The organism is Eionea flava (assembly GCF_055393785.1).
Genome location: NZ_AP036018.1, coordinates 21,513 through 33,383, shown reverse-complemented (window position 1 = coordinate 33,383; position 11,871 = coordinate 21,513). Strand labels below are relative to the sequence as shown.

Here is an 11,871-nt window from a genome sequence, read left to right as displayed (position 1 = left end):
GCTGACTCTACTGTTCTAAATCTTGTGAATCTAAAATTACGCCAAAGGCTTCATCGCAACCATTGAATGTAATCTATGTATATTTCCTGTGCGCTCCGATTGATGAAATTCAACTTGTGAAAACCCCATCGTCTTTAATTCATGTTGTACCGCTGCCTTTCTAGTTGACCATAACCATCGGTTGGTCGTTGTTGTCTTTAAATCAATTTCTCTCTTAGCCGAATCACCTGTAGCATTAATATCTGGATCGTAAACACGGCCCCATGCTTTATACATTGCTCCATCATTATCCCCGCTATTTTCACACTTTTCTCGATACTCAATACAGCCTGAGGTTTCACTGACATAAGATTCATAATCCTGAGGATTATCACTGTCCGGGTGCGGACAATCGGCCAGATAAAAATAGAAACCATCTCCTTTAATATTATCAACGTGTAATACGACATCTCTTTCATTTCGGCTTTTATTTCGTAATACAAATGGTTCTTCTGTATTTTTTTGTGTACACGTTTTCTTCCAGCGCTCCCATTCTTCCGGTATTGTTTCTCTCCATTGAAAAACCACTTTCCCGCCTTTTGATAGCAAAGAAAGAATATCTTCTAGAATTTTTTTTCTCTGTTTTTTATTAAAATTCATAAAGGAGAACCCAAGGCATGTAATTAACTTGAATTCTAATTTTTTGGCATTTTTCGGAAGCGCATTTCGAAGATCTAACATATCGCCAATATGTACTTTGAGGTTATTTCGATTGCCATGCTGCAATTCTGCAAGCACATTTTCATTTGCATATTTCGCAAGTTCTTCCGATTTTTCTACACCATCCATCTGTATTTTTCCATTAAAATACCTATCCATGCATGCCATATGCTTCGCTACACCGCTTGCTAAATCTAGTAGTCGATCATCATTTTGTAATTCTATATTTGCAGTCTGAAGAGAAAAATCTGTTTCTAATTGATACACTTCCTCTTCACTTAACCCCATACGACAACCTCGCTCAATACGAACGGTATCTTGGTAATTAGGATGGTTGTAATGGGTACTATTATCGGTATGTTTTGCTGGTATTTTCATTTAATTACTTTAATTCGTGAATTTTTAATAGACTGCTTATAGCCTTACTGAGTGTTTTACTCGTATTAATTACCGTATTGGGACACAATATAGACGAGTAAAGTTCCCTCTCGAACTATCCATAGAAAACTCTTATTCAAAATAATAAAACTGTAGTCATATTACCCACAACATGATATTAAGCTGGACTACAAGACATCGCAAATTGAAACTAATGCTTTTTAGATGAACCACTAGGATCAAGAATAATCACCTGAGTTTCCTCTGTACGCTGTGTTTCCAATACATTAACACGCGTATCCAATTCTCGTGTTTGTTGCTTAAAGCGCATTTCATCTTTAAAGCCACAACTCACGCATTCTCGAAACTCTTTATCGTCTTCTTTATAAGTCACGAGCCTATCCATTTCACTACATCGTGGACAAACTGCACCGGCAATAAATCGCTTTTTTATAGTGGCCATAATATCGTTATTTACTCTTTTAAGTAGGTCATTTAAAACGTACAGGGTATGCTGTCATTAAACACAAGTTATAAAATTTGAAAAAATAATGATGTATGTAATTAAAAACCACTATGTTTTAATAATGCATCAACGCTGGGTTCTCGCCCACGAAACGCAACAAATAAATCCATTGCGGACTGAGAACCGCCATTAGCTAAGATCGTGTTTAGAAATTTCTCTCCTGTTTTTGTATCAAAAATTCCTTCTTCTTCAAACAAAGAAAACGCATCTGCAGATAGCACCTCGGCCCATTTATAGCTGTAGTAACCCGCAGCATAACCACCCGCAAAAATATGACTAAAACTATTTTGAAATTTATTAAAGGCTGGCGGTATTACTACGGCCACTTGTTGGCGAACACGATCAAGCACGGCCTGTACAGGCTCCGCATGATTAGCTCGATCACTTTTGTGCAATAAAATATCGAAAAGAGAAAATTCAACCTGACGAACCATTTGCAAACCTGATTGAAAATTCTTAGCCGCTAGCATTTTTTCTAGCCACTCTTCGGGTAACGCTTCCCCCGTTTCATAATGACCTGAAATCATCGGTATTACCGATTTTTGCCAGCACCAATTTTCTAAAAACTGGCTGGGCAGTTCTACGGCATCCCAGGCAACACCATTAATACCACTAACAGCCGCGTCGGTCATTTGAGTGAGCATATGGTGTAAGCCATGTCCAAACTCGTGAAACAGCGTGGTGACTTCTTGGTGTGTTAATAACGACGGCGTATTGCCTACTGGCGGTGTAAAATTACAAGTTAAGTAAGCAACTGGCAACTGAATCTTGCCTTCGGATAAGCGACGAGTGCGACAATCTGCCATCCAAGCACCGCCGCGTTTTTTATCACGGGCATAAATGTCAAAATAAAAATAAGCGATGGTTTTTTCTGACTTTTCTATGCGGTAAAAACGTACGTCGGGGTGATAACTGTCAACGTTTTTTTCTTCAAAAATGGTGATATTAAATAATTTTTTAACCACCGAAAACATACCGTCCAACACTTTCTCTGCTGGAAAATAAGGGCGCAGTTGCTCTTGTGATATGGCATATTTTTCTTGTTGTAGCTTTTCACTGTAATAAGCCATATCCCATGGTTCTAGCGTTTTAATACTGTCTGATTTTTTTGCGTAATCGCTTAACTCCTGTAAATCTTTTTCTGCAAAAGGACGTGATTTTTTGGCTAAATTTTCTAAAAATGTAACCACTTGTTCTGGTGTATCTGCCATTTTTGTTGCTAGGGATAACTCTGCATAGTTAGAAAAATTAAGCAGTTCCGCTAATGATTGGCGTAGCCTCAGTGTTTGCTCAATAATTTCGCTGTTATCCCACTGCTGCGCATTATCACTTTCGCTTTCTATCGATGCCCGCGTCACGAAAGCACGGTAGATTTTTTCGCGTAAGGTACGATCATTAGCATAGGTAATCACAGCTAAGTAAGCGGGCATATCTAAGGTAATTACATAACCCGATAAGGATTTAATTTCAGCTGCTTGCTGCGCAGCGGCAATAGCCATATCCGGCAAACCTGACAAACGTTCTACATCATCAAATTGAAGAAACCACGCCTGTGTTGAATCTAATACGTTATTAGAAAATTGGTTGGAGAGTGCCGAAAGCTGCTTTTTAATATCGCCGTATCGTTGTTTTTTATCTGCTGATAAGCCAACACCCGATAAATCAAAGTCGCGTATCGCCTGTTCTAAAACAGCACGCTTAGGCGCTGATAACTGCTTTGCCTGCTCACTATTCAATAGTGATTTATACGCTTGATATAGCGGTTCATGTTGATCCATTGTTGTACTAAATTCGGTGAGTTTTTCAATGCACTTGGCGTACACTTCTCGCAGAGCCTCACTATTTTTAACACCATTAAGATGGCTAATTGGCGACCATGTTTGCTCTAGTAAATCGGATGCAGTTTCCAAAGGCTCAACAAGATTTTCCCATGTGGGTTCGATGCCCTGTGCGATGACATCTAATTGAGTATTGAGCACACTAAGTACATGCGCGATGCGCGACTCAACAGCAGGCAATATATGTGCAGTATCAATACGACTAAAAGGCGGAAACGTCTGCTGTTCAAGGAGTGGATTGTTACTTGTCATGGAATATCCGAAGGGTTGTGCCATCGCTATGATGGTAAATCTCAGTTAGTATGTTGGTTCAATATAAAATAGCGTCGTCCAAAAAGGTTAAAGGTTATTACTACGTCTAGCAACGTCGCTGATTTCTTTGTAGGTCATTTTATATTAATTCAACTTTAGGCTTGATGATTAGTGGGGGCTATATCACCTTTTTCCAAGTGACCAACCTCTATAGTGGTACCGGATAACCACCCACGTCATATCAATCCATATAAAATAACTCACTATTTAAAGGAGCATCTTATGCCCGATTCTATACGCACCTATCAAGATCATACGCCACAACTAGGTGAACGGGTTTACGTTGATCCCGCCGCCGTTGTTATCGGTGATGTGATATTAGGCGATGATTGCTCCGTTTGGCCTTGCGCCGTTATTCGTGGGGACATGCACCGTATCCGCATCGGGCATCGCACTAGCGTGCAAGATGCCGCTATTTTACACATTACGCATGCAGGGCAATTCAATGCTGAAGGCTGGCCGCTGGTGATCGGTGACGATGTCACTATTGGTCATTCCGTTAACTTACATGGCTGCACAATAGGTAATCGCGTACTGGTAGGCATTGGCTCTATTGTGCTCGATGGTGCAATCGTTGAAGATGATGTCGTCATTGGTGCTGGCACGCTTGTACCACCGGGAAAAGTGCTAGAAAGCGGCTTTATGTATATGGGCAGCCCCTGTAAAAAAATTCGCCCATTAAAAGACAATGAGAAAGCATTTTTCACTTATTCTGCGAATAATTATGTCGTATTAAAAGATACTTTTCTTTAAGAAAAAAGGATCAACAGGCCATGCAATACCTACATACTATGGTTCGTGTCAGTAATCTAGCCGACTCTCTCGCATTTTATTGCGATGCACTTGGGCTCATTGAAACGCGACGCTACGACAATGAAAAAGGGCGTTTTACTTTGGTATTTTTAGCTGCACCAGAAGATGCTGAACGCGCAAAGCACGATAAAGCGCCACTTATCGAGCTGACCTACAATTGGCCGAATGATGATGGAACGATTCAACAGTACGAAAGCGGGCGTAATTTTGGACATCTGGCTTATCGTGTTGATGACATCTACACACTGTGTCACCAATTGATGCAACAAGGCATTCCCATCAATCGGCCACCACGAGATGGCTATATGGCATTTATCCGTTCGCCGGATGGTATTTCTATCGAATTATTACAAAAGGGTAATGCCCGAGCGCCGGAAGAACCTTGGGTATCGATGGAAAATACGGGGCAATGGTAGCTGGGAGCCTATCCGTAGGCACCTAGGTTATTTAGTGTTTTGTCAGCCGTTGTTTAAGCTCATCCGCCGTACTCACTCCATCACAGAGAAGTTCTCGAATACGATTAAAAGCAACAGCGGCAACATCTGCACGGGAAGCATAAGTCGTCAATGAACTTCCTGTCCACCCCGCTAATTTAAGCGCTTCTTTTTTAAAGGCACCACCATTACCTGATGCGCTACCTAGAGCGATAAGTTGTTGTTCAATGAGTATATGTGGCGGCTTATCTCCGCCAATTTTCATAAAATCTTCGGCTTGTACTTCGACATAGGCTTGTGTCACAGGGGCTCTCCTCTCCTTTATTGATATCATTAGTTGATAAAAATAAGTATAGACAGCAGGCGCGCTAATTTTAGATTTTTTTAAGATAATTTGATGCCATAGTAGAGGGTACTTACTGGCAAAGAGTTATAAGACGTGGAATAACAAAAGTGGTGATATACACTCAGGCCGCGCGAGTGTATATCCATCACCATCGTACTAGACCTTAGCCTTCTTTTTCAAAACGGCCGGCTTCAAGGTTTTTCTTCACATTGTTATGCTGAAAAACCTGTCCACACATCGCAATATAAATATCCGATGGCAGTAATTGTACCGCCGCACAAGCAAAGCCCAGATTGAAGGGCGCATCGGTAACGCGCATACGTGCAGGCTGCATAGCGCCAACCAACACCACAGTTTTACCATCAATACCGTGAGCAGCCAAGGCTTTCGCCGTATGGCTCATGGTATCGGTACCATGAGTAATAATAATATGTTGAGCACTTGAGGCTTTAACACGCTCACACAATAGCTGACGATCTTCCTCTGTCACCTCTAAGCTATCTTTACGCAATACAGACTCAACTGTGTAATCGATCGTAACATTACCTTCCTTCAAAATAGGCTCAACTTGCGACTCACCAATATGAAATTTGCTATTGGCATCAAAATACACTTTGTCAAAGGTGCCACCGGTGGTAAATATCGTAATCATCGTTTTCTCTCCTCTATCCACTGTTTAATATCTTGCATTACTTGCTTTGTGTTTTTGTCCTCTACGTGAAGGGCATCACTCACATGCACCGTTACTGTACCCGGTGTTTTTACTATTTTCTTATTCGCCCAATACTCTCCCGCATCATGCGCTACCATCACAATAGGCACACCGGCCGCTTTTGCAATATCTGCACCGCTGCGGGCAAAGCTGCCCAACTGTTTTGGCGGTTGGCGAGTGCCTTCCGGAAAAATTAACACACTCTGACCGGAAGTTAAGCGCTCAACACCCACTCGTTTAATTTGCTTGAGTGCTTGCATCGGGTTACTGCGATCAATCGCAATCGGTTCTAGTATGCGCATACCCCAGCCAAAAAAAGGAATACGTAATAGCTCTTTTTTAAGCACTGTCGTGAGCGGATAAAAATGAAGTTGTAAAAAAATGGTTTCCCATGGACTTTGATGATTAGCAATCACAACACAAGGCGTAGAAATATTTTTTAAATCCCCCTTCACTTCATATCGAATACCGCAGCATAGGTACAACCAAAATAATACAAAATGATTCCACAACAAAACGACAGGGGCGGCTATTTTTTTAGGCAATAGCAATAACACTACACTGAGTAAGCCAATCAAAAATAAGCTCACCATATAGCCCGCATAAAATAAAATGCTACGGAACATGTTGATAGCGAAATAGAATTTACTCATAAACTAGCTGACAAAAATAGGGTTAAATATTTAACGATTGCACGCGCATCGCTAGGGTTTCACTAGGCGAACATAGTATCGGTTCGCAGCCTTTTTCTTTGGCGATGAACGCTTCTTCTTCGTTGTCACAAAAATAGAAAGCATCGCGAATGTCACAATCTAACTCCATTTCTATCACATCAAGCAAACCTGTGTTCGGGGGACGACAATAACAGTGGTCGGCTTCATCGTGCGGGCAATAAAACACACCTTCTATTTCACCACCACGCGTATCAACACGATCAATCATCATTTCATGCATGGCTTCCATTTCATCTAGATCGAGTTTGCATTGACTCAATCCTGGCTGAAAAGTCACCACAACAACGGTAAAGCCTCGTTTAGATAACGCCGCTATCGCATCGATACTGCCGTCAACAAACGTTAATGCGGTACGTTGATTCACACCCCCATCAATACGTTGATTGATCACACCATCACGACTAATAAACAGCGGCTTCATGTTACTTTTTACTCGCCGCTAAACAAGAAACATCGGCGATTTCAAAAAATAGCCCGCGCAGTTGTTGCAGTAATGCTAAGCGATTATTTTTTAACGCTTCATCATCGGCCATCACCATTACTTGATCAAAAAACTGATCAACGACCTCACGCAAAGACGCTAATGTCGTGAGTGCTTCTTTATATTGACGAGCGGCAAATAAGGGTGCCACTTGCTCTTGCTGTATTTGCACAGCTTGATAAAGTGTTTTTTCTGCATCTTCTTGTAGTAATTCAACGCTCACGGTATCGGGAACAACATCCGCTTTGGCTAAAATATTAGCCACACGTTTATTAGCAGCGGCTAGGGCATCGGCTTCCGGTAGCTGTCTAAAAAATTCAACCGCTTGTACGCGCTGATCAATATCTAAAGGCTGTGATAATTGTTTTGCACTCACCGCTTGGAACACGGCAACGGGAATGTTTTGCTCTTCATACCACGCACGAAAGCGATCTAACATATAAGCCAATACCTGTTCAATAACGGCATCACCTTCGGGTAAATCATTGTGTTGTTGATAGGCTAACGTTAGTAATTCGCGTAGATCAATATTACGTTGTTGCTCAACCAATAAACGCAATACGGCAACACTCGCTCGACGTAAAGCAAACGGGTCTTTTGAGCCCGTTGGCTGTTCACCAATACCAAAAATACCAACCAAGGTATCTAAACGATCCGCTAAAGCAACCACTGCACTCACATCCGATGATGGTAATTGGTCACCTGCAAAACGTGGCATATAATGTTCGTTCATCGCCAACGCGATAGGCTTTGCTTCCCCATCGTGTATCGCATAGTGATAACCGGCGATACCTTGCATATCCGAAAATTCGTAAACCATTTCGCTGACAAGATCACACTTACACAATTCACCCGCGCGCACAGCTTCATCGACATTGACCGACAATGTGTTCGCAATCACTGCGGAAAGTTTCGCAATACGCTCCGTTTTTTCGTAAACAGTGCCTAACTTAGCTTGGAACACAACCGATCGTAATTGATCACGCTTGCTCGCTAAGGTGGTTTTTTTATCGGTTTCAAAAAAGAAAGCAGCATCGGCTAAGCGCGGACGAATAACACGCTCGTTACCGTCAACGACTTGAGCGGGGTCAGTACTTTCTATATTCGATACGGTGATAAAGTACGGTAACAACTCACCAGAAGTATCAACCACGTGAAAATATTTTTGATGCTCCGCCATTGAAGAAATGAGTGCTTCTGCGGGCACCGACAAAAAGCGCTCTTCAAATCGACCCGTCAGCGCAACAGGCCACTCAACAAGGCCGGTGACTTCATCCAGTAATCCTTCATCAATAACCGCAACACCACCGGCTTTTTTAGCTTCTGCATTCACTTGTTGTTCGATGATCTGTTTTCGCTGCGCAAAATCAGGAACGATGTGACCAATGGTCTGTAATTTTTCAGCATACTCACTCGCTGAACTAATCTCGAGTACCTGGTTATAATGGAAGCGGTGACCACGGGTTTCACGATTAGCGCGCAACCCTAGAACGATTGCATCAACCACGTCACTGCCAAATAACATCACCAACCAATGCACTGGACGTACAAATTCGGTACGGCGCTTACCCCAACGCATACGCTTAGGAATAGGCAGTTTAGCTAAGGCATTGGCAACGATGCCTTCTAATAAGGTTACGGTATTAACGCCACCGGCTTGGCTACGGTGAACCAACTTATCAATTTTGCCATCGTTCGCTTGGCTCACTTGGCTAACATCAATACCATTTTTTGCCGCAAAAGCCTGTGCCGCTTTTGTTGGATTACCTTCGGCATCAAAAGCGATTTTGACCGGCGGCCCCCAAGCTTCGACATCAGTGATCGGGGTGCTGTCATCAAGTGCGGTCACTACGACTGCCAAGCGACGCGGCGTCGCATAGGCCGTAACCTTAGCAAACGATAAGCCCTCGGCAGTTAAACCGGTTTGAATACCGCTAGTGAATGCATTGGACAATTGACTTAGCGCTTTAGGCGGTAGCTCTTCGGTACCGAGTTCAACCAAAAAATCGTGGCTCATGATTGTTCTCCTGCAGCGGTAAGTGTCTGTTGACGTAAATCGTCTTCTGCGAGCGGGAAGCCCAAATCTTTACGTACGTCAAAATACGATTGCGCCACAGCGCGAGCTAATGTGCGCACGCGCAAAATATAACGTTGGCGTTCGGTGACAGATATCGCATGACGAGCATCCAGCAAGTTAAAAGCATGAGATGCTTTCATTACCATCTCATAAGCAGGCAGCGGTAACTTGGCTTCAATTAATCGCTCACTTTCACGCTCGTAGGTATCAAAACTTTGGAATAAAAACTCGACATCGGCATGTTCGAAATTGTATGTCGACATTTCCACTTCGTTTTGGTGAAACACATCACCATAAGTCACCACTTGGCCATCCGCATTTTTCGTCCATACTAAGTCGTAAATAGAATCGACACCTTGCAAATACATGGCGATACGTTCAAGACCATAGGTAATCTCACCGGTCACAGGGAAACACTCTAAACCCCCGACTTGCTGAAAGTAGGTAAACTGCGTGACCTCCATACCATTGAGCCACAACTCCCAACCCAAGCCCCAAGCGCCTAAAGTCGGTGATTCCCAATTGTCTTCAACAAAGCGAATATCGTGAACGTTAGTATCGATACCTAGGCTGCGTAGTGACTCTAAATACAGGTCTTGGATGTTGTCAGGGGATGGCTTGAGCACCACCTGAAATTGGTAATAATGCTGTAAGCGATTCGGGTTTTCGCCATAGCGACCATCCGTCGGTCGGCGGCAGGGCTGCACATACGCGCTGCTCCACGTTTCGGGGCCAATGGCGCGCAAAAATGTCGCGGGATGGAATGTACCAGCACCCACCTCCATATCTAACGGCTGCAAAATAACGCAGCCTTGTTCAGCCCAAAATTGCTGTAATGCCAAAATTAAACCTTGGAAAGTTTTTACGTCGGGTGTCGACACGCGAAGCCTCTTCTATTTAGGGAATACAAAAGCAGAGATTATAACGAGGTATCGCTGGTATTGGTATGGATTTCAAGTGATTAGACAAGGCCATCTAATACCGCTAATCTAGGCGCCAATAAATCACTATTACCCAAAGGATCTCTACCATGGAATATGATATTTTTGATTTTCTCACTAGCCCACTTGTTTGGGCGGCGATTGTTGTGTTGTTTACCATTAAAAAGTCGGTGTATTTTGTACCGCAAAACCGTGGCTTTGTGGTTTATACCATGGGGAAATACAGCCAAACCTTATCTGCGGGTATTAACTTTATTATTCCTTTCGTGCAGGCTGTTGTTGCTGACCGCAATCTCAAAGAGCAATCGCTCAACATTAATTCTCAATCGGCTATTACTAAAGACAATATCACCCTCAATATTGACGGCATTCTCTTTATGAAAGTCGTGGATGCAGCAGCGGCCACGAATAACATCACGGACTACAAAGTATCGGTCACGCAGCTAGCAATGACCACAATGCGTAATGCCATTGGTTCGTTAGAGCTTGACGATTGTTTTCAGAATCGTGATGCGATTAATGCCAAAATTTTAGCTGCCATGACGGAAGCCACACAGCCTTGGGGGGTAATGGTGACGCGTTATGAAATTAAAGACATTGATCCACCGCAGTCTATTCGTGAAGATATGGAAAAACAAATGACAGCGGAGCGCGAAAAGCGCTCGGTTATTTTGACCGCAGAAGGTGTGAAAACCTCAGCGATTACTGAGGCCGAAGGCTTGAAACAAGCACGGGTACTGGATGCCGAAGCGGCTAAAGCTGAACAAGTACTGGCGGCTGAAGCCACAAAAGAGCAACAAATTTTAGAAGCGCAAGGTAAGGCCGCAGCGATTTCGTTAGTTGCCGAAGCCGACGCAAGAGCGCTAGAAGTTGTTGGTAAAGCGGCTGCCACTAATGAGGGCGCGAAGGCGGTCACCTTAACGCTGGCTCAAGATGCCATTGCCGCTCACAAAGCAATAGCCAGTGAAAGCACTGTCGTATTAAGCGATGGCAAAACCAGTGACAATATCTCAAATACCGTCGCACAAGCCATCGCTGTTTCTGGAACACTAAACAACGCGGCACAATAAGCCCCGCCTGACTAGGAAGCCATCATGGATATTTTCAACTATTTTTCAGATAACCACGCCAGTTTACTGTTTTTACTCGCGGGTATTGCTTTTGTTATAGAGCTCACTGTGATGGGCTTAAGTGGTCTAGTGTTATTTTTTGCCATTGGCTGCTTTATTACTGGCATACTCACCTACACGGGTATGCTCACTAGCTGGGAAGCGGAAGTGTTTAGCGTGGGTTTACTTAGCTCACTCGCCGCTTTAATTCTTTGGAAGCCACTAAAACGCTTCCAATCAAAAGCGGTGCCTACCGATGAGAGCAGTGACATGTCTGGACGGCAAGTGCCTTGTGCGGAAACTATTACTGTTTCTGGTGGCGCTATTCGTTACTCTGGCATCAATTGGCCCGCTCGGCTTGACCCTTCTAGCCAGGTCGACACAATTGAACAGGGTGAACACTGTATAATCGCTAAGGTGGATGGCAATGTGATGCTGGTCACCGAAATGGAAACGAATAATTAGATATTC

13 protein-coding genes are annotated in these 11,871 nt (G+C 43.3%); 4 read left to right on the top strand and 9 right to left on the bottom strand.

The features are described 5' to 3' along the window. Positions 1-36: 36 nt before the first annotated feature. The 3 genes from ACZ5O6_RS00150 to ACZ5O6_RS00140 all read right to left on the bottom strand — a co-directional run bounded on the left by ACZ5O6_RS00150 (position 37) and on the right by ACZ5O6_RS00140 (position 3,693). Complete coding sequence (locus ACZ5O6_RS00150) at positions 37-1,077, bottom strand: SAM-dependent methyltransferase (RefSeq protein ID WP_447092488.1); 1,041 nt, start codon at positions 1,075-1,077, stop codon at positions 37-39. Positions 1,078-1,288: 211 nt separating this feature from the next. Further along, a complete protein-coding gene (locus ACZ5O6_RS00145; protein ID WP_447092523.1) occupies positions 1,289-1,531 on the bottom strand; it encodes a YheV family putative zinc ribbon protein in 243 nt (80 codons plus the stop codon). 110 nt (positions 1,532-1,641) lie between these two features. Further along, the gene (locus tag ACZ5O6_RS00140; protein ID WP_447092487.1) at positions 1,642-3,693 is read right to left on the bottom strand and encodes a M3 family metallopeptidase; all 2,052 of its coding nucleotides are present in this window, start codon (positions 3,691-3,693) and stop codon (positions 1,642-1,644) included. A gap of 282 nt (positions 3,694-3,975) precedes the next feature. Between ACZ5O6_RS00140 and ACZ5O6_RS00135 the strand changes: the two genes are divergently transcribed. Both ACZ5O6_RS00135 and ACZ5O6_RS00130 read left to right on the top strand, forming a co-directional pair. Further along, a complete protein-coding gene (locus tag ACZ5O6_RS00135) occupies positions 3,976-4,506 on the top strand; it encodes a gamma carbonic anhydrase family protein (protein ID WP_447092486.1) in 531 nt (176 codons plus the stop codon). Positions 4,507-4,526: 20 nt separating this feature from the next. Further along, positions 4,527-4,982: a VOC family protein gene (locus tag ACZ5O6_RS00130; protein ID WP_447092485.1), complete on the top strand. Its 456-nt coding sequence runs from the start codon at positions 4,527-4,529 to the stop codon at positions 4,980-4,982. A gap of 31 nt (positions 4,983-5,013) precedes the next feature. On the opposite strand, the gene ACZ5O6_RS00125 is transcribed toward ACZ5O6_RS00130, so the two are convergent. From ACZ5O6_RS00125 to glyQ, 6 genes are all read right to left on the bottom strand, one after another. Beyond that, the gene (locus ACZ5O6_RS00125; protein ID WP_447092484.1) at positions 5,014-5,304 is read right to left on the bottom strand and encodes a hypothetical protein; all 291 of its coding nucleotides are present in this window, start codon (positions 5,302-5,304) and stop codon (positions 5,014-5,016) included. A 205-nt stretch (positions 5,305-5,509) separates the two neighbouring features. Then, positions 5,510-5,998 (bottom strand): asparaginase domain-containing protein, encoded by a 489-nt coding sequence (locus tag ACZ5O6_RS00120; protein WP_447092483.1) that lies wholly within the window; start codon positions 5,996-5,998, stop codon positions 5,510-5,512. Next, positions 5,995-6,711: a lysophospholipid acyltransferase family protein gene (locus tag ACZ5O6_RS00115; RefSeq protein ID WP_447092482.1), complete on the bottom strand. Its 717-nt coding sequence runs from the start codon at positions 6,709-6,711 to the stop codon at positions 5,995-5,997. The genes ACZ5O6_RS00120 and ACZ5O6_RS00115 overlap by 4 nt, the downstream gene beginning before the upstream one ends. A gap of 22 nt (positions 6,712-6,733) precedes the next feature. After that, positions 6,734-7,213: an HAD-IIIA family hydrolase gene (locus ACZ5O6_RS00110; protein WP_447092481.1), complete on the bottom strand. Its 480-nt coding sequence runs from the start codon at positions 7,211-7,213 to the stop codon at positions 6,734-6,736. 1 nt (position 7,214) lies between these two features. Next, positions 7,215-9,290 carry a glycine--tRNA ligase subunit beta gene (glyS, locus tag ACZ5O6_RS00105; protein WP_447092480.1) on the bottom strand — a complete coding sequence of 692 codons (2,076 nt, stop codon included), beginning with the start codon at positions 9,288-9,290 and terminating at the stop codon, positions 7,215-7,217. Continuing rightward, positions 9,287-10,231 carry a glycine--tRNA ligase subunit alpha gene (glyQ, locus tag ACZ5O6_RS00100; protein ID WP_447092479.1) on the bottom strand — a complete coding sequence of 315 codons (945 nt, stop codon included), beginning with the start codon at positions 10,229-10,231 and terminating at the stop codon, positions 9,287-9,289. Before glyQ ends, glyS begins: the two co-directional genes overlap by 4 nt. A 149-nt stretch (positions 10,232-10,380) precedes the next feature. Here glyQ and ACZ5O6_RS00095 point away from each other — a divergent pair, with 149 nt between their 5' ends. Both ACZ5O6_RS00095 and ACZ5O6_RS00090 read left to right on the top strand, forming a co-directional pair. After that, positions 10,381-11,361 (top strand): SPFH domain-containing protein, encoded by a 981-nt coding sequence (locus ACZ5O6_RS00095; RefSeq protein ID WP_447092478.1) that lies wholly within the window; start codon positions 10,381-10,383, stop codon positions 11,359-11,361. Positions 11,362-11,385: 24 nt separating this feature from the next. Continuing rightward, positions 11,386-11,865, top strand: a complete 480-nt coding sequence (locus ACZ5O6_RS00090) for an NfeD family protein (RefSeq protein WP_447092477.1) — start codon at positions 11,386-11,388, stop codon at positions 11,863-11,865. Positions 11,866-11,871: the final 6 nt, after the last annotated feature.